Origin of the sequence: Conexibacter stalactiti (genome assembly GCF_033542075.1) — a bacterium.
Classification (GTDB): Bacteria; Actinomycetota; Thermoleophilia; order Solirubrobacterales; family Solirubrobacteraceae; genus Conexibacter; species Conexibacter stalactiti.
The window spans coordinates 13,518-33,496 of sequence record NZ_JAWSTH010000073.1 but is presented as its reverse complement, the minus strand read 5'-3'; the positions used below and the strand labels follow the sequence as shown (position 1 = coordinate 33,496).

Annotated in this window: 18 protein-coding genes, 1 tRNA gene and 1 pseudogene; 7 read left to right on the top strand and 13 right to left on the bottom strand. The window is 72.8% G+C overall.

Going from position 1 to position 19,979, the window contains the following annotated elements:
* The first annotated feature begins 329 nt into the window (after positions 1 to 329).
* Positions 330 to 1,094 (top strand): ATP-binding cassette domain-containing protein, encoded by a 765-nt coding sequence (locus tag R7226_RS22190; protein ID WP_318599517.1) that lies wholly within the window; start codon positions 330 to 332, stop codon positions 1,092 to 1,094.
* Here the strand turns inward: R7226_RS22190 and R7226_RS22185 are convergent.
* The 6 genes from R7226_RS22185 to R7226_RS22160 all read right to left on the bottom strand — a co-directional run bounded on the left by R7226_RS22185 (position 1,027) and on the right by R7226_RS22160 (position 7,550).
* Positions 1,027 to 2,037, bottom strand: coding sequence for an ABC transporter permease (locus R7226_RS22185; RefSeq protein ID WP_318599514.1), 1,011 nt, complete (start codon positions 2,035 to 2,037; stop codon positions 1,027 to 1,029). The two genes, R7226_RS22190 and R7226_RS22185, sit on opposite strands and share 68 nt — an antisense overlap.
* The gene (locus R7226_RS22180) at positions 2,034 to 3,569 is read right to left on the bottom strand and encodes a sugar ABC transporter ATP-binding protein (RefSeq protein ID WP_318599512.1); all 1,536 of its coding nucleotides are present in this window, start codon (positions 3,567 to 3,569) and stop codon (positions 2,034 to 2,036) included. Before R7226_RS22180 ends, R7226_RS22185 begins: the two co-directional genes overlap by 4 nt.
* Entirely contained in the window at positions 3,566 to 4,699 is a 1,134-nt protein-coding gene (locus tag R7226_RS22175) for a sugar ABC transporter substrate-binding protein (RefSeq protein WP_318599511.1), read from the bottom strand. The genes R7226_RS22180 and R7226_RS22175 overlap by 4 nt, the downstream gene beginning before the upstream one ends.
* Before the next feature lie 242 nt (positions 4,700 to 4,941).
* On the bottom strand, positions 4,942 to 5,679 hold the full coding sequence (locus tag R7226_RS22170) for a GntR family transcriptional regulator (protein ID WP_318599510.1): 738 nt from the start codon (positions 5,677 to 5,679) through the stop codon (positions 4,942 to 4,944).
* Positions 5,680 to 5,718: 39 nt separating this feature from the next.
* Positions 5,719 to 6,474 carry an SDR family NAD(P)-dependent oxidoreductase gene (locus R7226_RS22165; protein WP_318599508.1) on the bottom strand — a complete coding sequence of 252 codons (756 nt, stop codon included), beginning with the start codon at positions 6,472 to 6,474 and terminating at the stop codon, positions 5,719 to 5,721.
* A 41-nt stretch (positions 6,475 to 6,515) separates the two neighbouring features.
* The gene (locus R7226_RS22160) at positions 6,516 to 7,550 is read right to left on the bottom strand and encodes an aldo/keto reductase (RefSeq protein ID WP_318599506.1); all 1,035 of its coding nucleotides are present in this window, start codon (positions 7,548 to 7,550) and stop codon (positions 6,516 to 6,518) included.
* 125 nt (positions 7,551 to 7,675) lie between these two features.
* On the opposite strand from R7226_RS22160, the gene R7226_RS22155 reads away from it, so the two are divergent.
* The 5 genes and pseudogenes from R7226_RS22155 to R7226_RS22135 all read left to right on the top strand — a co-directional run.
* A complete protein-coding gene (locus R7226_RS22155; RefSeq protein ID WP_318599504.1) occupies positions 7,676 to 8,026 on the top strand; it encodes a RidA family protein in 351 nt (116 codons plus the stop codon).
* A 61-nt stretch (positions 8,027 to 8,087) separates the two neighbouring features.
* Positions 8,088 to 9,521: a gamma-glutamyltransferase family protein gene (locus R7226_RS22150; RefSeq protein WP_318599502.1), complete on the top strand. Its 1,434-nt coding sequence runs from the start codon at positions 8,088 to 8,090 to the stop codon at positions 9,519 to 9,521.
* Between the two features lie 2 nt (positions 9,522 to 9,523).
* A complete protein-coding gene (locus tag R7226_RS22145; RefSeq protein WP_318599501.1) occupies positions 9,524 to 10,255 on the top strand; it encodes a YoaK family protein in 732 nt (243 codons plus the stop codon).
* Positions 10,252 to 10,641, top strand: coding sequence for a cupin domain-containing protein (locus R7226_RS22140; protein WP_318599500.1), 390 nt, complete (start codon positions 10,252 to 10,254; stop codon positions 10,639 to 10,641). Before R7226_RS22145 ends, R7226_RS22140 begins: the two co-directional genes overlap by 4 nt.
* Before the next feature lie 173 nt (positions 10,642 to 10,814).
* Positions 10,815 to 10,982: pseudogene (locus R7226_RS22135) on the top strand (SDR family oxidoreductase); the annotation flags it as partial.
* A gap of 57 nt (positions 10,983 to 11,039) precedes the next feature.
* Here the strand turns inward: R7226_RS22135 and R7226_RS22130 are convergent.
* The gene (locus tag R7226_RS22130; protein ID WP_318599516.1) at positions 11,040 to 11,732 is read right to left on the bottom strand and encodes an NADPH-dependent F420 reductase; all 693 of its coding nucleotides are present in this window, start codon (positions 11,730 to 11,732) and stop codon (positions 11,040 to 11,042) included.
* Positions 11,733 to 11,737: 5 nt separating this feature from the next.
* The gene (locus R7226_RS22125; protein ID WP_318599498.1) at positions 11,738 to 12,814 is read right to left on the bottom strand and encodes an LLM class flavin-dependent oxidoreductase; all 1,077 of its coding nucleotides are present in this window, start codon (positions 12,812 to 12,814) and stop codon (positions 11,738 to 11,740) included.
* A 72-nt stretch (positions 12,815 to 12,886) separates the two neighbouring features.
* On the opposite strand from R7226_RS22125, the gene R7226_RS22120 reads away from it, so the two are divergent.
* Positions 12,887 to 13,411, top strand: a complete 525-nt coding sequence (locus tag R7226_RS22120) for a MarR family winged helix-turn-helix transcriptional regulator (RefSeq protein WP_404827889.1) — start codon at positions 12,887 to 12,889, stop codon at positions 13,409 to 13,411.
* Positions 13,412 to 13,450: 39 nt separating this feature from the next.
* Here the strand turns inward: R7226_RS22120 and R7226_RS22115 are convergent, their stop codons facing one another.
* The 5 genes from R7226_RS22115 to R7226_RS22095 all read right to left on the bottom strand — a co-directional run bounded on the left by R7226_RS22115 (position 13,451) and on the right by R7226_RS22095 (position 19,927).
* Positions 13,451 to 13,714, bottom strand: a complete 264-nt coding sequence (locus R7226_RS22115; protein ID WP_318599495.1) for a hypothetical protein — start codon at positions 13,712 to 13,714, stop codon at positions 13,451 to 13,453.
* A 392-nt stretch (positions 13,715 to 14,106) separates the two neighbouring features.
* Positions 14,107 to 14,179 (bottom strand) — tRNA-His (locus R7226_RS22110).
* Between the two features lie 73 nt (positions 14,180 to 14,252).
* On the bottom strand, positions 14,253 to 15,368 hold the full coding sequence (locus R7226_RS22105; RefSeq protein WP_318599493.1) for a helix-turn-helix transcriptional regulator: 1,116 nt from the start codon (positions 15,366 to 15,368) through the stop codon (positions 14,253 to 14,255).
* 53 nt (positions 15,369 to 15,421) lie between these two features.
* The gene (locus tag R7226_RS22100; protein WP_318599491.1) at positions 15,422 to 18,241 is read right to left on the bottom strand and encodes an ATP-binding protein; all 2,820 of its coding nucleotides are present in this window, start codon (positions 18,239 to 18,241) and stop codon (positions 15,422 to 15,424) included.
* Between the two features lie 93 nt (positions 18,242 to 18,334).
* Positions 18,335 to 19,927 carry a calcium-binding protein gene (locus R7226_RS22095; protein ID WP_318599489.1) on the bottom strand — a complete coding sequence of 531 codons (1,593 nt, stop codon included), beginning with the start codon at positions 19,925 to 19,927 and terminating at the stop codon, positions 18,335 to 18,337.
* Positions 19,928 to 19,979: the final 52 nt, after the last annotated feature.

The window sequence follows — 19,979 nt, the reverse complement described above, 5'->3', positions numbered from 1 at the left end:
GAGCGCTACCCCGACGGCTGGGAGTCGCCGCTTCCGTACCTGCGCATCGTCGACGCGCCGTAGCGGCATGCAGCAGGTCGTGTCGGGCCTTCCGCCGCCGCTGGCCGCACCAGCTCTCCGGCGGCCAGTAGCAGCGGCTGGCGATCGCACTCGCGCTCGCGTGCGAGCCGGCCGTCACGATGATGGACGAGCCCACGACCGGCCTCGACGTCGTCACCCAGGCACGGATCCGCGACGAGGTGCGACGGCTGCGCGACGAGCCACGCCGCGCAGACCCGCCGTCGGCGTTCGAGCCGCTGCCCTAGCGCGCGGCGGCAGATGGAGCGTCGCTGCTGGCGGTCCGTGACCTGCGCGTCAGCTTCGGCGGCGAGGTCGTCGCCGCCGACGACGTCGGCTTCGCGATCGCGCGCGGCGAGTGCCTGGCGCTGATCGGCGAGTCGGGCAGCGGCAAGACGACGATCGCTCGCTGCGTCGCCGGCCTCCAGCGACCCGACGCGGGCGAGCTGACGCTCGCCGGGGAGCCGCTGGCGGCACTCGCGCGCGGCCGCACGCGCGAGCAGCGCCGGCGGCCGCAGATCGTCTTCCAGAACCCCTACCAGAGCCTCAACCCGCGCGAGACGGCAGTCGAGGCGGTCGCGCGGCCGCCGCGCGAGCTGGGTCGCGCCCACGCCACCGCCGTCCGCGCCGAGTCGCTGCGCGCCGCCGAACAGATGCTGGAGCGGGTCCACCTGCCACGGCGGCTGGCGCACAGCCGGCCGGCGGCGCTGTCGGGCGGCGAGATGCAGCGGGTCGCGATCGCGCGGGCGCTGGTCGTCGAGCCGGACTGCTGCTGTGCGACGAGATCACCTCCGCGCGAGCGAGGCCATGGCAGAACAGCTCCAGATCGACACTTGACTAGTCCGGTGAATATCGGTGCGTTTGTCCGTTCGAAGCTCGGCGTCTTTCCAGCCAGCCGGCTTCTCGCTCGCGCTGCGGCTGCTCCAGGAGCTGGCGGACAAGACCGCCGGAGTGCACGGCGGCCGTCCATCAGCCGTCGCCGATGCGCTGACGGAGGCGGTCGAGGTAGACGGCGAGCAGGAGGATCACGCCGGTGACGACGAGCTGCCAGTTGCTGCTGAGGCCGTGGAGGGCGAGTGCGTTGGCGAGCACCGAGAGGAAGACGGTGCCGAGCACGGCGCCCCAGATCGAGCCGACGCCGCCTTGGAGCGCGACGCCGCCGAGCAGGATCGCGGAGGCGACCGTCAGCTCGATCCCGACGCCCGCGTTCGGGTCGGCGATCGTCTGGCGGCCGATCATCATGATCCCGGCGAGAACGGCGCAGAGGCCGACGATCCCGTAGACGCTCGCGATCACCCAGCCGGACGGGACGCCGGAGAGCTCCGCCGCCTCGCGGTTGCCACCGACGGCGTAGATCGAGCGGCCGTAGACCGTGTAGCGGAGGATCGCCCACAGCAGCACGGCGACGCCGACCGCGACGAGGATCCCGACCGGGATCTTGTCGCCGAGGATCGCCGTGTTGCCGAGCGTCGCCGCGAGGTCGTTCTGCGACATGTCGATCGCCGTGTTGTCCGACCAGAGATAGGCGGCGCCGCGCAGGATCGATCCGGTGCCGAGCGTCACGACGAAGAACGACATGCCGACGCGGCCGATCAGGTAGCCGTTGACGAAGAACGCGATCGCGCCGCCGGCCAGCAGCGTCAGCAGCAGCGCCGGCAGCGGCGAGAAGCCGCCCGTGGCGAGCTTCGCGTAGAAGATCCCCGAGAGGCCCAGCAGCGCGCCGATCGAGAGGTCGACGCCGGCCGTCAACAGCACCAGCGTGCCCGCGGCGGCCAGCAGCAGCGGCACCGCCATGCTGCGCATCAGGTTGGTCAGGTTCGACCACGACGAGAAGGTCGGCTCGGTCGCGAGCTGGAAGGCGACCAGCACGACCAGCACCGTCGCCAGCCCGACGTACGGCGCGACCGGGCTCGTCGCCCAGCCGCGCGCGCGGCCTTCACGCGCCGGCGCGGCGACCGCCGCGTGCGTCTCGATGCTCATACCTCTGATTCCTTCCCGGCCGCGAAGGCCATCGCCGTGATCGCTTCCTCGGTCGCGTCGCGACCGCGCATCTCCCCCACCAGCTCACCGTGCGCCATCACCACGACGCGATCGGCCAGCCGCATCACCTCGTGCAGCTCCGAGGAGATCACGAGCACGGCCACCCCTTCGGCGGCGAGCGACTCGACGATCCGGTAGATCTCGGCCTTGGCGCCGACGTCGACGCCGCGCGTCGGCTCGTCGAGCACGAGCACCCTCAGGCCGCGCGCCGCCCACTTGGCGATCACGATCTTCTGCTGGTTCCCGCCGCTCAGCGCGCCGGCCACTGTGGCGACGCTGACGGCGCGGATCCCGAAGCGCTCGCGCAGCCCCTCCGCCCACGCGGTCTCGGCCGCCGGCCGGCGCACGCCACCGCGCGCGACGTCGCGCCACGACGGCATCGCGAGGTTCTCCGCGATCGACATCGACAGCACCAGCCCCTGGCGCTTGCGGTCCTCCGGCACGAGCGCGATCCCCGCCCGCACCGCTCTCGCCGCCGAGCCGAGCGCGACCGGCGCGCCGTCGACCGCGATCTCGCCGTCGTACGGCCACTGGCCGAAGAGCGTGCCGGCGAGGCTCGAGCGGCCGCAGCCGGCCTGCCCGGCGATGCCGACGATCTCGCCGGCGGCGACCTCGAGGTCGATCCCGCGCAGCGTCCGCGTCGTCAGCCCGCGCACCCGCAGCGCGGTCGGGCGCGGCGGGCGCTCGGCGTCCTTCTCGGCTGGCCGCTCGAACAGCCTCACAAGCCTGCGGCCGACCATCCGCTCGACGAGGCCGTTCTCGTCGATCTCCGTCGTCGCGCTCTCGGCGACGAGCTGGCCGTCGCGCAGCACGACGACGCGGTCGGTCAGGTCGAAGTACTCCTGCAGCCGGTGGGTGATGTAGACGATCGCGGTGCCGCCGGCGCGCAGCTGCGCGATCATCGCGTACAGCCGCTCGATCTCGGCGGCGGTCAGCGACGAGGTCGGCTCGTCGAACAGCGCGACGCGCGGCCGCAGCCGCACGACCTTCGCGATCGACAGCATCTGCTGGTCGTGCAGCGAGAGGCGGCCGGTCCGCAGCGTCGGCGAGACGTGCGCGAGGCCGATCGAATCGAGCAGCTCGCGTGCCGAGCGCGCCGCCGCCGACCAGTCGATCGCGCCAAAGCGGCGGCGCGGCAGCTGCTGCCCGAGCAGGTTCTCGGCGACCGACAGCTCGTCCTGGACGTGGACCTCCTGCGCGATCAGCGCGATGCCGCTGTCGAGCGCGCGCGCCGGCGAGCTCCACCGCACCGGCGCGCCGTCGATCTCGATCGTGCCCTCGTCGGGGGCGATCCGCCCGGCGAGGATCTTCAGCAGCGTCGACTTGCCGGAGCCGTTCTCGCCGACCAGCCCGACCGCCTCGCCATTGCGCAGCTCCAGCGCGACGCCGTCGAGCGCGCGCACGCCGGGGTACCGCTTCGTGATGCCGGTGGCGCGCAGCAGCGGCGGCGCCGTCGCGTCCGTCGCGCTCACAGCGGACATTCGGTCAGCGCGGAGGGCGCCGTGCGGACCATTTCCCTGTCGCTCGTCGAGACCTGTCTGGCGGGCTCGACGAGGAGGCTGCGGCCCTCCGCGACGGCGGCCAGCTGGTCGGCCGGCGAGGGCAGCTCGTCGATCGTCTCCCTGCCGTAGCACTGCGGCCAGAAGGTCGCGAATCTCGGCACTCTTCTGCCGTTCACGTGGTCGATCTGGCTGTTGGCGACGTACTGGCTCATCAGCGTGACGGGGAACAGCAGCGAGTAGTCGAGCTGGCCGTTGCGGACGGCGTCGATGCCGTCCTGCGCGAGGTTGAAGCCGATGATCGTCAGCTGGTCGCGCTTGCCGAGCTGCGTCGCCGCGCGCGAGGCGCCGATCGCGGTCACGTCGCTGTAGGCGACGATCGCGTCGGCGTCGGGCACGCGCTGCAGCGCGGCGTTGGCGGGCGCCAGCGCGCCGGCGACGTCGTCGGTTCTGTTGTCGAAGGTCGCGGCGACCTCGAGTCTGCCGCCACTGCACGCCTCGATCTCGGCGATGACGTTTCTCTGGTAGGTCGTCAGCGTCAGGTCGGGCTGGCCGTAGCCGCCGTAGATCACTTTGCCGCCGTCGGGGAACTTGCCGCAGAGCGCTCTCGCGACCAGTCTCGCCGCGACCTCGCGGCCGAGATGGACCGACTGCGTCGCCGGCGTGCGCGACTCCTCGAAGGCGAAGACCGGGATGCCGGCGTCCATCGCCCGTCTCGTCGGCGCGCTGAGCGCGTTCGGGTCGATCGGGTAGAAGCCCGACGCTCTCACTCTCTGCGAGGTCAGCTGGTCCATGTTCGTGATCAGCGTGTTGACCGGGTCTCTCGGGTCGGCCTGCAGCAGCGTCGGCGTGCCGCCGCGCGCTCTGATTGCCGCCTGCCACGCGTCCTGCGACTGCTTGACCGTCGGATTGGCGTTCCAGAGGCCGGCGAAGCCGGCCGTAACGCCGGCCGCGTCTCTTCTCGTGGTGGCGGCGCCGGCCTCCACAGCCGCGCTCGTCCCAGCCGCCGACGTGCTCGTGTCGTCGCTGCTGCCGCACGCTCCGAGCGCGATGGCAGCCGTGGACGCGAGCGCCAGAGCGCCCGTGAACCTCAGGTTTCTCATCCCGTACCTCTCGACCGTCGTGGGACGCGGGTCCCACGTTTTCCATGACGAACCGTGACGGTCGGCTCGTTGGTCGAGGCTACAATCTCGGATCCGAGATTGCAATATCCGGATCCGAAAATGGCGCTTGGCGTGCCCATGCGAGCAGCGCCTCACGCTGCCACGAAGGCAGGTGCTGCGGGGTCTTCGAGCGTCGCGCCCAGCTCCGGCGAGCGTGCGAGACGCCAGGGTCTCGGCGCGCGTCAGCGTGCGCGACGTTGCACTTCGAGCTCTCTCTCGAAGCGGCGCGTGACGAGGTCGGCAGCACGCAGCAGATGCTGGCGCGCGAGACGGCGGGCCTTCTCACCGTCACTTGCCTCGATCGCCTCCAGGATCGCGCGGTGGTCGGCGGCGTTGATCGTCAACTGGCGCTGACTGCCCGAGAGCGCGGCGAAGGTCGTGTTGTGCGGAAGGCGGCGACGCGACTCGCGCACGCTCGCGGCAAGGTGCGCGTTGTCGGCGGCCTCCAGCAACGTCGCGTGGAACCGCTCGTTGGCATCGGTCCAGCGCGACTCCAGCTCGCCGTCGCGATCGGCGGCGTCGGGCGCGGCGGCGGCTGCGACGATGCCGTCGAAGTCGTCGACCGCCGCGCGCAGCGCGGTCAGCTGCGCCGTTTGGATGCGCTCGGCGGCGAGTTCGGCAGCGAAGCCCTCCAGCTCGGCGCGGACCTCGTAGTTCTCGCGGATGTCGCGTGGCGTGGAGCCGATCACGAGCGCACCGCGCCGGGGGATGATCTCGAGCACGCCGCGCCCGCCCAGCGCGCGTACGGCCTCGCGCACCGGCGTGCGGCTGACGTTGAACTCGGCGGCCAGCGTGTCCTGCCGCAGCCAGGAGCCGACCCGGATGTCGCCAGTGAGGATCCGGCGATGGATCTCCTCGGCGAGGTACTCGCTCAACGCCCCTTCGCTGGTGGCAGCGAGAACGTCCTGGGTGCGGCTCATGACCGGGACTCTATCCCGCGGCGGAGGGCGTGTGCCCGGTCACTTGGCGATCAGCCCGCCGTCGATGACGATCGTGTGGCCGTGGACGTGGGCGGCGAGATCGGAGATCAGGTAGACGATCGCGCCGACGTGCTCGTGGGCCTCGGCGATGCGTCCGTCGGGAATCGATCTGATGACGCCGTCGAGGTGTCCGGGGATCGCGAAGATCTCGTCGTTGATCGGCGTTCTGGTCGTGCCCGGCGCGATCGCGTTGACGCGGAAGCCCTGCGGCGCGAGCTCGACGGCGACGGCGCGCATCAGCATCAGGACGGCACCCTTCGTCGCGCAGTAGACGACACCGCCGGCGGAGCCGACGAACGACGAGGTCGACCCGCAGAAGACGATCTGGCCACCAGGCGAGAGGTGGGGCAGCACAGCTCTCGTCAACCAGAACGGCGCGGCGACGTTGACCTGCAGCTGGACCTCCAGCTGCTCGGGCGTCGCGTCCGGGATGTAGGCCGGCATGAACGCCCCCGCGATGTGCAGGACCGTCGTGATCTCGCCGAAGGCCGCGAGCGCCGCGTCGACGATCTGCCGCGCCGCGTCGCGGTCGGCGAGGTCGACCGCCAGCGTCGCGACGCGGTCGGCGTCGAGGCCGGCCGCCGTCCGCTCGAGGCCGTCGGCGTCGCGATCGACCAGCAGCAGGCGCGAGCCCGCCTCGGAGAGCGCGCTCGCGGTCGCGGCGCCGATGCCGCTGGCGGCGCCCGTGACGATCACCGTCCGCTCGTCGATACCCGGCATCGTCCATCTGCTCATCTCTAACTCCTCGTTCGGGGTGCTGGTCTACGGGTGCTGGTCTACGCGACCGGGACGGCCCGATCGCTCAGGCGTGCGCGGTCGCCGAGGTCTGGCGGGCCGCCGATGCTGTCGTAGGGAACCCCGAGCGGGAAGGCGCTCGCCTCCGACAGCCGCGTGAACTGCCGCTCGCTGAGCCCGACCTCGAGCGCCGCGAGATAGTCGTCGAGCTGCTCGAGCGTGCGCGGGCCGATGACGGTCAGCAGCGACGTCGTCGCGCGCCGCGCGAGCTCCCGCTGCCACGCGATCGCGACCTGCCCGGCCCCGCGCCCCAGCTCGCCCGCGACCTCCACGAGCGCATCGACGACGGCCGTCTTCGCCGCCGAGTCCTCCGCATACGCGACCATCGGCCGCCCCTCCTCGCCGACCCGGTGCTTGGCCGTCAGCAGGCCGCCGCCGAGCGGCGAGTACAGCATCGCGCCGAGCCCGAGCCCCTCCGCCATCGGCAGCAGGTCGCGCTCGGCGGTCCGCTCGACGAGGCTGTGCTCGACCTGGATGCCGGCGAGCGGGGAGCGGCCGCGCAGCTCGGCGATCGTCTGACCGCGGGCGACGCGCCAGGCGGCGAAGTTCGAGAGGCCGCCGTAGAGGATCTTGCCGGCAGTCACGAGGTCGTCGAAGGCGCCGACGATCTCCTCGATCGGAGTGACGCCGTCGTCGTAGTGCGCCCAATAGATGTCGATGCGGTCGGTCTTCAGCCGTCTCAGGCTCTCCTCGACCGAGTGCACCATCGTGCGGCGGCTGTTGCCACTGCGGGTCAGGTGCCGATCGACGCCGGCGCCCCGCCCGTACTTGGAGCACAGCACGAACTCGTCGCGGTCGCTCACGAGCAGGTCGGCCAGGTAGCCCTCCGCCTCGCCCTGCTGGTAGTTGTCGGCGGTATCGAGCACCGTGCCGCCCGCCTCGGCGAAGCGCTCGAAGATCGCCCGCGCCTCGGCCGGCTGCGCGCCACGCCCCCAGGCGGTTCCGAAGGTCCCCGTTCCGAGCACGTACTCGGAGACTCGCAGGCCGCTGAGGCGGCCGAACGTCGTGTAGATCATCAGCGTGTTGGCTCCTGTCGTATCGGATCCTAGATTTCACGATATGGGATCCGAGATCAGTTGTCCATGTGACACACTCGGGCGATGCAGACCTCTTCGCCAGCCAGCTCCCGCGACAGCGCCCGATGATCGAGCGCCCATACGCCCTCGTGCACGAGCACGAGCCCTCCGGAACCGTCCACGTCTCCGGCGCCGCCGGCCTCGACGCTGACGACGTGCCGCTGACCGACGACCGCGCCGCCGTCGCGGCTGCGTTCGACCATGCCGTCGCGCGCCTGCGTTCGATCGGTCTCGACGTCGAGCACATCGCGAAGGTCAGCTACTACCTCGCCGACATGGAGATGCGCACGGCGGTCGACGCGCTCTTCAGGGAGCGCCTCGCCGCCGTGCGGCCGGCGCGCATGGTGATCGGCGTGAACGAGCTGCCACTCGGAGCACGCGCGCTCGTCGACGTCGTCGCCTATCGGCCCACCTGAGCATTCTCGGATCCGATATGGCAGTATCTCGGATCCGATAATGCGACTGGGAGTTAGACCGATGAACTTTCGCTTCGCGCCGGGAGCCGGACCAGCGGTCGCGGCGTCGGCGATGCTCGCGACGAGCCAGCCGAGCGCGACGCTCGCCGGCCTCGACATCCTCAGACGCGGCGGGAACGCGGTCGACGCCGCGCTCGCCGCGGCGGCCGTGCTGTGCGTCGCGGAGCCGATGTCGACCGGGATCGGCGGCGACGCCTTCGCGCTCGTCTGGGACGGCAGCCGGGTGCACGGCCTCGACGCCGGCGGCCCGGCGCCGCGGACGGCGCCGCGCCTGCCCGTGGCCGCCGACGGCCCCGGCTCCCCGGTCGTGCCCGGGGCGGTCTCCGGCTGGGAGCAGCTCAGCCGCCGCTTCGGGCGGATCGGGCTCGACGCCTGCCTGGCGCCCGCGATCGACCTCGCCGAGCGCGGCGTCGCGGCCGGCTACAACTGCGCGCGAGCATGGAGACGTGCCCACCGGGCACCGGCCCAGCTCGGACCGGCGCCGGCCGTCGGCGAGGTCTTCCGCCAGCGCGAGCTGGCGCAATCGCTGCGGCTGATCGCCGAGCACGGCGCCGACGGCCTCTACCGCGGACCGGTCGCCCGCGCAATCGCCGCGGCCAGCTGGCTGGAGGAGGAAGACCTCGCCGCCTACCGAGCGCGCTGGGTCGAGCCGCTCTCCACCGGCTACCGAGGCGCGGAGGTCGTCGAGCTGCCCGCGCCGACGCAGGGCGTCGCCGCGCTCGAGGGACTCGCGCTGCTGAACTCGCTGGAGCCGACGCTGCCGAACCAGGTGCGCGCCGTCGGGCTCGCGCTTGAGGACGCCTTCGCGACCGTCCGCGACGGCGCCGACGTCGGCGCGCTGCTGTCGCCCGCCCACCTCGCCGCCCGGCTCGGGCAGCCGGCGGTGCTGCGCCCGGAACTGCCCGGCGGGACGGTGTACCTCTGCTGCGTCGACGACGACGGCATGGCCGTCTCGTTCATCCAGAGCATCTTCGAGCACTTTGGCTCGGGCGTGGTCGCTCCCGGAACCGGCATCGTGCTCAACAACCGCGCCGCCTGCTTCGAGATCGCCGGCGAGGTGACGCCCGGCCGCCGCCCTTTCCACACGATCATCCCCGGGATGCTGCTGGAGGGCGGGCGGCTGCGCGCGCCGTTCGGAGTGATGGGCGCCTTCATCCAGGCACAGGCGCACGTGCAGCTCATCTCCTCTCTGCTCGACGAGGGGCTCGACCCGCAGGCCGCTCTCGACATGCCGCGCTTCCGCATCGACAGGGACGCGGTGCGGCTCGAGGAGGGCCTCTGGGATCGCGCGAGCGAGCTCGCCGACAGCGGCTACGAGGTGATCCTCGACGACGACCGCGCCGGGTTCGGCGGCGGCCAGCTGATCGACCTGCGCGACGGCCGCCTGCTCGGCGGATCCGATCGCCGCAAGGACGGCTTCGCGGCAGGATTCTGAGGATGCGCAACCCGTTGGAGCGGATCGCCGCCGACGACCGGCCCGTCATGCTGGTGCTGGGCCTGACGCTCGCGACCGGCGCGGTCGACGCCGTCAGCTACCTGTCGCTCGACCACGTCTTCACGGCGAACATGTCCGGCAACATGGCGCTCCTCGGGATCGACGCCGCGAACGGCCGCTTCCCGCTCGGCTACCTGGTCTCGCTCGCCGGCTTCACGCTCGGCGCCGCGGCGGCCTGGCGGTGGATGCGAGCGGCGCGCGGATCGGCGCTCGAGCTGCTCGTGCGCGGACTCTACGCGCAGATCGCGATCATGGCCGCGCTCGCCTTCGTCCTGGGCGTCGCCGACGTGTCCGACGACAGCGCGCTGCGCATGGCGGTGACGTTCGCGCTCGCGGCGGCGATGGGGCTCCAGACGGCGCTGGCGCGCAACGTCGGCGTCGAGGACGTCAACACGACCGTCGCGACGATGACGCTGCACGCCTACGCCGCCGACTCGCGCTTCGCCGGCGGCGACGCTCGGCGGTGGCGCCGACGGGTCGGCGTCGTCGCGGCGCTGTTCGCCGGCGCCGCGCTCGCCGTCTTGGCCGAGCGGGTGATGCCCTGGGGCGGGATGGCAGTCGCCGTGACGATCGTCGCGGCCGTCGTCCTGGGCGCCCACGCGACCTTGCGCTGCCGCGAGCCCGACAGATCCGCGACGACCGACCGACCCACAACCGAAGGAAGCCTGCAATGAGCGACGAGCAGCCGACGACCAACGTCGGCACCGACATCCTGTTCGAGAACGACGTCGTCCGCGTGTGGCGGATGCGGCTGGCGCCCGGCGAGTCCTCCGAGCTGCACCGGCACCTCCACGACCACGTCTTCGTCTACGCCAACCCCAGCGTCATGGAGGCCGAGGTGTCCGGCGAGGACGAGCGGATCCGCCAACCCTCCGACGAGGGCTTCACCTTCTACCGCGAGGTCGGCCGCGACGGGCTCCTGCCCCATCGGCTCACGAACGTCGGCACGACGGAGAGCACGCACTACATCGTCGAGCTGCTGGGCCCCAGCCGCAGCGACGAGCCCCAGCCGCCCGTCCACAACGGCCGCCTGATCCCAGGACACGAGACCAACTGGTGAACTCACGTGCCCGGGGAGTGGACCTGGGGCCGCGCTCCGGGTCTGCCAAGAACCCGCATGAAACCGTGACCGTGCAGGCGCCGGCGTGGTTTTCGTCGTCCTGCTCGAGGTAGCACCGACCGGCTTCTGGCGGTCGTCCGGGCAACGTCCGCTTGCCTGATCGGATGAGCAGTGAGGCGACCGCTCGGGCCGTCAAGGAGAACGTCGCCGCGACGGTGCCCAAGGGCCGCATGGGCCAGCCTGCGGAGGCCGCCGCAGTCGTCGCCTTCCTGGCCTCGGAACAGAGCAGCTACGTCGTCGGCGCGAACCTCTTCGTCGACGGAGGCCAGAACCAGATCTGAGCAGGGCGGCGTCGTCGCCGTCATCGGCTTCCCACCCACCCGAGCGGCGGCGGCGGCCTAACCCGTGCCGCGCGCGGCGGCGACGACGCGGCCGCGGGCGCTGCTGGGGAAGTCGTCGAGCAGCGCGCGGACCGTGCCGGCGTCGGCATTCGCGCCGAACAGCCCGCTGCCGGGCTCGAGCCGGATGCCGTCGGCGAGCGCTCCTGCCACGACCGGGTCGAAGCCGAGCGCGTCCACCAGGGCGCCGACGCGCTCGACATCGCCCGCGTCCTCGCCGGCGATCGCGATCGCCTTGCGGTCGGGCGAGCCGGCCGGTCGCGCCTCCGCCTCGAGGTCGTGGTAGCCCATGTGGTTGAACGCCTTGACGACGCGCGAACGCGGCAGGAACGCCTGGACGGACTCGCTCGAGGAGGTGCGCGGGTCGGTGAGGTCGTCGCGGTCGCCGTCGACCTCCCGCCAGTAGTTCATCGCGTCGATCACGAGCTTCCCTTCCAGCGCGTGCACCGGAATCGAGCGGTGCTTGCCGAGCGGGAGTGCGAGGATCGCGACGTCCGCCTGCGCGGCCGCCTCTACAGCGGTCGTGGCCGTCGCACCCGGAGCGAGCACGTCGACGATCAGCGCGATCCGCGCCGAGTCGCCCGAACCGGCGATGAGCACGCGGTAGCCGGCCGCGACCGCCAGGCGCGCGAGCACCGTGCCGACCTTGCCGGCGCCGAGGATGCCGATCGTCTCGGGTCCGTCGCGGAGCATGTCGCTCACGCGTCCCCCGTGCTCTGCGCCGGGCCCGCCACGGCCGCCGCCGGCACGTCGAGCAGCTCACGCACCATCGGGATGACTCTGCTGCCGTACAGCTCGACCGCGCGCATGCGAGCGCCGATCGGCTGCGAGCCGACGGTGTAGATCAGGTCGAAGCGCCCGACGCCGAGCGCTGTGACCGCTCTGGCGATCTTGCGCGCGACCGTCTCCGGCGAGCCGACGTAGAGCGATCCGTGCGCGACCTCCGCGTCGAACTCCTCGCGGCGCAGCGGTGGCCAGCCCCGCAGCGCGCCGATGCGGTCGCGCTGGACCTTGTAGCGCGAGTAGAAGATCTCGACCGCCTCGTCGTCGCTGTCCGCGACGAAGCCCGGCGAATGCATCCCGACCGGATGCGCGGTCGTGCCGAACTGCTCCGCCGCGCGGCGGTAGAGGTCGACGTAGGGGGCAAACCGCTCCGGGCTGCCGCCGATGATCGCGAGCATCAGCGGCAGGTTGTGGCGCGCGGCGCGGACGACCGATTGCGGCGAACCGCCGACGCCAACCCAGGTCGGCAGCCGTCCGGACTCGGTCTTGGGGAAGACGTCCGCGTTCTCCAGCGGGGCGCGCTTGCTGCCACTCCAGGTGACGGGCTGCTCGTCGAGCAGCTTGACGAAGAGGTCGACCTTCTCCTCGAACAGGACGTCGTAATCGGCGAGGTCGTACCCGAACAGCGGGAACGACTCGGTGAACGAGCCGCGGCCGAGAATCACCTCGGCGCGCCCTTCGGAGAGAGCGTCGACCGTCGCGAAGCGCTGGAAGACGCGGACCGGGTCGTCGGAGCTCAGCACGGTCACGCCCGAGCCGAGACGAATGCGCGAGGTGCGCGAGGCGATCGCGGCGAGCACGGTCTCGGGCGTCGAGATCGCGTACTCGGGCCGGTGGTGCTCGCCGAGGGCGATCGCGTCGACGCCCAGCTCATCCGCGAGCACGGCTTCGTCGACGACCTGCCGGATCGCGGCAGTGTGGGTCACAAGGGCCCCAGCGTCGTCCTCGGGGACGTCGCCGAAGCTGTCGAGGCCGAACAGAAGGTCGGTCATGGGCTACTCCAAGGTCTCAAGTGTGATTGACACGTCTACTATCCGCCGGACTATGATAGACGTGTCAATCACATGGGCGAGATGACTGCGAACACCCGACCGCAGCGGCGCAAGCGCCGCATGCCGACAGCAGACGAGCTGCGGGTCTGGCGCGAGTACATCGAGACGGCAGAGCTGCTCCGCACCCACGTCGCAGCGAGCCTGCAGCGCGAGTGCGGCCTCTCGACGGGCGACTACGTCGTCCTGCTCGCGCTCAGCGAGGCAGACGGGCACCGGATGCGCTCCTCCGAGCTGGCCTCCCACATCGGCTGGGACCGCAGCCGCCTCTCGCACCACGTCGGGCGAATGGAACGGCGCGACCTGATCCGGCGCGAGGAGTGCGCGACCGACAACCGCGGAGCCGAGATCGTCCTCACCCGCACCGGCGCAGACGCCTTCGACCGCTCGACCGTGCCCCACCTGCGCGAGATCCGCACCGCCTTCGTCGACGCGCTCACCGCCGAGCAGCTTGCCGCAGCGGGCGACGTCGCGCGCACGCTGCGCGCACACCTGACCGAGACCGATCAGCTGCCAGCGAACGGGCGCGCAGGTCGTTGACAGCCTCCCACGTCGCCCGGCGGCGTTGATGACGTCGTCCTAGGCCGCGTGTTCGAAGGCGATGGTGGTGCCCGTCCGGTCGTCGATGGCGCGGACCCGGTCGGCCTCCTGTGCGAGCCGCAATGGCTCCTTGATCTGTTCGAGGACGCGCGCGCCGATGTGCTGCTGGATCTCGGGGATGACGTATCTGCTGTTGGCCATGTCGATGAGGCTGCGGTCCTCGAGGACCGATTCGATGCCGGCGTAGAGCATCTCCTCGAAGGCGCGGGTCGGGTCCTCGGCGTGGAGGAGCGTCTCGGCCATCCGGTCGACGTGTTCGTCGGCATAGACCCAGCTGGTCCGGACGCGGTACCGCGCGGCGATCTCCGCGACCGTCGTCAGCTCGCCGGACGCGGAGCCGGGCGGCAGCTGCTGCAGCAGCTCGAGGACACGTCGCGCGACGGCCTCGACGAGGAGCGGGTCGGGGTGTGTGTTCGGGATCGGCTGCCATGCCGAACCACGTCGCAGATCTGGGCGAACCCACCCCTGTGGATTCCGGCCTCGCCGGCGGCGCGCGAATTTGGGACCAAGAAGCCTGTCCCGGCCCCAAACTCCCGCCAAAAGACGGCAAGCCGTTCCCTTCGTTGTCCTCCCTCTGACCCGCTACGAGTGGACGCAGAACGACGAAAGCCCCGCGTTTGCGGGGCTTTCTGAGGGGTGAGCGACGGGACTCGAACCCGCGGCCGCCTGGACCACAACCAGGAGCTCTACCAACTGAGCTACGCCCACCAAGTCGCCAAGGGAATCTACCAGCGGGCGCGAGATCTCGTCGTTTCGCCGCTGGACCGGGGATCTCCCGGCCTCAGGAGCCGGCGAGCGCGAAGGCCGGTTCGGTGCCGCAGGTGTCGAGCGTCATCGCCTGCAGCTCGCCGCGGGAGTGGACGCGGAGCTTGCGCAGCACGCAGCGGACGTGCTCGCGGGCGGTGTGGCTGGAGATCGCGAGGCGCTGGGCGATCAGCTTGTCGGGGACGCCTCGCAGCAGCAGGCCGAAGACCTCGTGCTCGCGCGCCGTCAGCTCGTGGGCGCGTGCGACGAGCGGGAGCACCTCGGCGGGCCGTGCCGGCTCGATCACGACCGCCCAGGTGCGCGGCAGCTCGGTCAGCGCGCTCGCGTGCACGGCGAGCCACGTGCCGCAACGCGCGCGGACCCGGGCGCGCGGCGGGCCGTCGGCCCCGCCGCCGTCCACGATCGCACGTGCCCGGCGCACGACCGAGAGGACGCTGTGCGGCAGCAGCTCGTGGGCGTCGTATGCGGGCGCGAGCACGTCCAGCCAACGCGTCGCTTCGCTCGTCGCCGACAGGACGCGCAGCTCGTCGTCGACGGTCAGGACGCCGGGCGCGGCCTCCGCGCCTCCCCCTCCCCCTTCCGGCTTCTCCCCACCGGGCCTTGCGATCGCCATCCGCAGGCCGTGGGCCACCTCCTTGGACAGCGCCTCGAGCAGCGCGACCTCCTGGGCAGCGAACGGCGGCGCGCCCCTTCTGCGCAGCAGGCATGCGTTCGCATAACAGGCGCCGTCGGCGATCGCGGCGACGCGCAGCTCGTCGCGGAGGCCATGCGGCGCGTACAGCTTGCGGTAGCGCGGCGACCGCTCCAGCTCGCCGCCGGTCGCGACCGACAGCACGCCGCTCGGCCGCCGCGCTCCGGCCAGGACGCGGAACTTCAGGACGTCGTCGTCGTCGAGCTCGTTCTCGACGAAGCCGATCCCGGTCTCGGGCGGCAGCCCGTGCATGACGCCTCCGGTCCACAGCAGCGTGCCTGGATCGGTCGCGCACCAGCCGCCGGCGTCGTGCGGCACCGCCCGGCGGACGGCGGCGACGACCTTGCGCAGGAACGTCTCGGCGTCGTCGCCGCTGACGCTCGCGGCGGCGACCGCCTCGCGCGCGATGCGCGCTCTGGTGGGGAAATCGGCGTGCTGCATCTCGGCGCGGAGACGGTAGAAGGCATTCCCTCGCCGCGCACTGGAGCTTCCCCTCAGAATCTGGGGGGTTCGCCGCTCACCGCGTTCGCCAGCTCGGTGCGAGAGCGCACACCGAGCTTGCGGTAGATCGCGGTCAGATGCCGCTCGACCGTCTTCTGGCTGAGGAACAGCGCGGCGGCGACCTCGCGGTTGCGATGACCGGCCGCGACCATCAGGGCGACCTGCAGCTCCGCCGGCGTCAGCTCGTCGATCGCTTCGGCGCCCGCCGCCGCGACGGTCAGCACCGGAGCGGCTGCCGGGCGCGTGGCCCCGGACCGCGGCAGCTCGCCCCCGGCCGCCAGCAGCTCGCGCTCGGCACGTCCACGCCACGGCGCGGCTCCGAGCGCGCCGAACGTCTCCAGCGCACGGGTCAGCGGCTCGCGTGCTCGCGCGCGCCGGCGGTCGCGCCGCAGCCGCTCGCCCCACAGCAGCGCGGTGCGGGCCGCCTCGAACGGCTGGCCGTCGTCCGCGTGCAGCTCCATCGCGCGGGCGAAGTGGTCGTCGACCGCGGCGGCCGGAGCCAGCAGACCCGCGCAGCGCTCGACCGCCGCGGGTCCCCACGCGCCGCCAGAGACGGCGCGCGGGCGGAAGCGCTCCAGCGCCGCCTCCGCGGCGGCGGTGCTTCCGGCGCGCGCCAGCGCCTCGACCTCGTCCGGCATCCACATGACGACCCCGGCGGCGCCCATCTGGATCTGCTCGGCGATGGCGCTCGCCCGCGCGCAGACCTCGATCGCCGCCTCGACGCGCTGCTGCGCGAGGTGGTCGAGCGCGAGCGCCCGCAGCGCATAGGCGAGCACCGCCCGCGAGCCGAAGCGCTCGCACAGCCCCGCCGCCTCGTCCGCGTGCGCCGCCGCGGCGGCGTCTCCGCGCCCCGCTTCGACCTCGGCCAAGACCGACAGCGCGAAGGCGAGGATCGCGTCCTGGCCGGTGACGCGTGCCAGCGTCACCGCCTCGTCCGCGCCCGCGAGCGCCTGGCGCCAACGGCCACGCCGGAAGTCGAGCTGCGCCCGCGCAGCCAACGGGTAGACGAGCTTGCCGAACGCGCTCGCCTCGCGCGCGGCCACGATGCAGCGGTCGAGGATCGCCTCGGCGCGCTCCCACTCCTCGATCCAGCACAGGCAGCAGCCAGCCAGGCCGATGACCTCGATCCCGAGCGCCAGCGGGTCGGCAGCCAGCACCGTCTCCATGTGCGCCGCGAGCACCGGCTCGCCGGCGTCGATGTTGCCGAGCGCGATCTCCGCCTCCGCGACGATGATGTCGGCGACCGTCGCGTAGGCCGGCTGGACGCCGGCCGCCAGCTCTCTGGCCCGGCGGACGTCGGCGATCAACGCCACCATGTCGCCGCTCATCATGTGCGCGACCGACGCCTCCAGCGTCAGCGCCGCCGCGGTCGCCCGATCCGTCTCCGCGAGCCGATCGGCCTCCGCGAGCAGCAGGCGACGCGCCGTCAGCGGGTCGCGGCGGAGCTCCACCTGGGCCGCGATGCGACGCGCCGCGCCAGCAAGCGCCTCACCCGCCTCGCCCGGGTCGATCCGCTCGATCGACTCGAGCGCCTTGCCAGGATGGCCCGCGTCGATCCACGCGGCGCCCGCGTCGACCCACCGTCGCGCTGCTTCCGCCGCGCCCGGGCTGAGCGCCGCGGCGCGATCCCACGCCCGCGCCGCCTCGGCGTGGCCGCCGCGCATGCGCGCGTCGCGCGCGGCAGCGTCAAGATCTGCCGCCACCCGCTCGTCGGGCTCGAACGCCGCGAGCGCAAGATGCCACGCGCGCAGGCGCGGATCGCGAGCGGCGTCCGCGAGCGCGCGATGAGCCGCGCGCCGCTCGGCGGCGGACGCCCCGTGGTACGCGGTCGAGCGCAGCAGCGGGTGCCGGATCGAGAAGCGCTCACCCGAGACCGCGACCAGGCCGGCGCGCTCCGCCGGCTCCAGCGCGTCGCCCGGCAGGCCCGACACCGCGAGCGCGCGCCCGAACGCCGGCAGGTCATCGGTCTGCGCCGCCGCCGCGAGCACCATCGCCTGCCGCGCGTCGCCGGGCAGCTGCGCGAGGCGCAGCTCGAGCGCGCGGCCGATGCGGGCCACCGGCGGCAGCGGCGCGTCGAGCGGCTCCCGGCCGGCACGCTGGGCGTCGGAGAGCAGCATCGGCGTCTCCAACAGCGCGAGCGGATTGCCGCCGGTCTGCTCGGCCAGCGCCTCCGCGACGGGTCGCACGAGCCGCTCGTCCGTCGCGAGGGCGAGCGCGACGGCGACGTCGCCGGCGAGACCGCCGAGGGGGATCCGCTCCAGTCCGGAGCTGTCCACGTGCTCGCCGCTGCCGTCACGCTGGGCGAAGACGATCACGACGCCGTCGGCGCCGAGCCGGCGGGCAGCGAACAGCAGCGCGTCGCGCGACGCCGCATCGACCCACTGCACGTCGTCGACCAGCGCGACGAGCGGGGACCGAGCCGCGACCGCGGCGAGCAGGCTCAGCACGCCTGCCGGGATCGCGAAGCTGTCGTGCTCGCTCGGCTCGCTCAGCGCCATCGCGGCGCCGAGCGCGGTCGCTTGAACGGACGGGATCGCGTCGAGCATGCCGAGCACCGGGCGCAGCAGCTCCAGCAACGCCGCGTAGGGGATCTCCGCCTCGGACTCCCATCCGCGGGCGCGCAACACCGTCGCCCCGCGGGCGGCGGCGCGCTCGCCGACCGCCTGCAGCAGCGCGCTCTTGCCGATTCCCGACTCGCCGGAGACCAGCAGCGCGCCGCTGCTGCCGGCCGCGGCGCGCTCGACGACCGCGTCGATCCGCGCCAGCTCGCGCTCCCGGCCCGCAAGCGACCCATCCGCGACGATCCCTCTCATGGCGCGGCAGGCTACCGCCGTCCGGCGAGCTCGCGCCGTGCGCCGCGGGAACGCCGGATCGCAGCCGCCCGTGAGCGACGGCGGCGCCGCCGCTCAGCGCTTGAGCGTCACCGTCGCGCGCAGGCCCGCGCCGCTCACGACCAGCCGAGCGCTGCTCAGCCTGGCCAGCGAGCGCGTGGTCGCCTTGGCGAGCCGGACACGCGCGATCGCGGCGCCCTTGGCGTTGACGCGGACGCGCGCCGATCCCGCGACGCGCCCCTTGAAGCGGACGACGATCGTCGCGCGCCCGGGCTTGGCGCCGGTCAGCTTCACCTGCAGGCCACGACGGACGACGGTCCTCAGCGACTGGCGCCCCGTCAGCGAGATCGCCCGCTTGACGGCAGGTCTGCCGCCGCCGGTTCCCGGCTGTCTCGTGCCCGGCTGGCTCGCGCCCGGCTGTCTCGTGACCGGGCCGGGCTCCGGCGTCGCAGCGGCCGCTCGCCGCTCGATCGTCTCGCAGTTGACCGCGACGACGTCCTGCTCGTCGACGATCGCGCGATCGGTGCCCGGTCCGCAGTCGACCTGGTCGAACTCGCCGTCGTGCGCGTCGATCACGTCGTTGCCGTAGCGGACGCAGCTCTCCGGGAAGGTGGGGTTGCAGGAGGTGTCGGTCTCGTCGCCGTAGATCACGTCCCTGCCGGAGCCGCCCACGATCGTGTCGTGGCCCTTCCCGCCTTCGAGGTAGTCGTCGCCGGCACCGCCCTCGATCCGCTCGGAGGCGTCGTGCCCGACGACTCTGTCGCCGCCGCCGCCGGCGAGCACCGTCGACGCGCCGCCGTCCATGTTGGCCCACACCTCGACCTCCTCGGCGCCGTCGCTGAGCGCGAAGCTGCCGGAGACGTGGGCGACGATCCGCTCGACCGAGGAGACGTCGTCGCCCTCGCCCGACCGGCCGTCGTTGGCGACGCCGTCGAGCGAGACGTTCGCCGGCGGCCAGCGGTCGACCGACGTCTGGACGTAGTCCTTCAGCAGGTCGTTGCCCTCGCCGCCGTCGATCCGGTCGGCGCCCGGCGCCGCCTGCCCGTCGCCGGCGAGCGTGTCGTCGCCGCCTCCTCCCAGCACGAGGTCGGCGCCGGCCCCGCCGTCGAGGATGTCGTCGCCCTCGCCACCGCGCAGCTCGTCGTCGCCGCCGAAGCCCTCGATCCGGTCTCTGTCGGGGCCGCCGTCGAGCAGCTCCCGGCCGGGCCGGTCGAAGTCGCCGCGCAGCGTGTCCTCGCCCGGGCCGCCGAACACCTCGACGGCGACCGACTGGCCGTAGCCGTCGCCGAAGCCGAACGTGTCGTCCCAGTCGCCGAACTCGACCCGCACGCGCGCGGGGATCGCGCAATCGGCGACGTTGGCGTCGACGAGCGTGCAGGAGGCCGGAACCTCGGTGATCGTCGCGAAGAGGTCTTCGAAACGCAGTCTGCCCGCCGGGTAGCTGTCGTTGAGCGAGAGCGAGTGACGCTCGCCGGCGGTGCGGTAGACGAGCGCGTCGCCCTCCTGGACGATCGTCGCCGCCTGCGCGACGCCGGCGCCGGCGCCGACCGCAGTCGTCGCCACCGCCGCCAGCAGCGCGCAGGCGGAGCGCGGCAGGCGCCGCCGCTTCCCGGGGTGGGCAGGTGTGAGTCTCCAGGCCGTCGTCGCGGCCGTTCTCTTCCAAAGCATGCCGACAGGGTGGGCGGACGCGGGTGCGCGATCCACCCCTCATCCGAGGGGT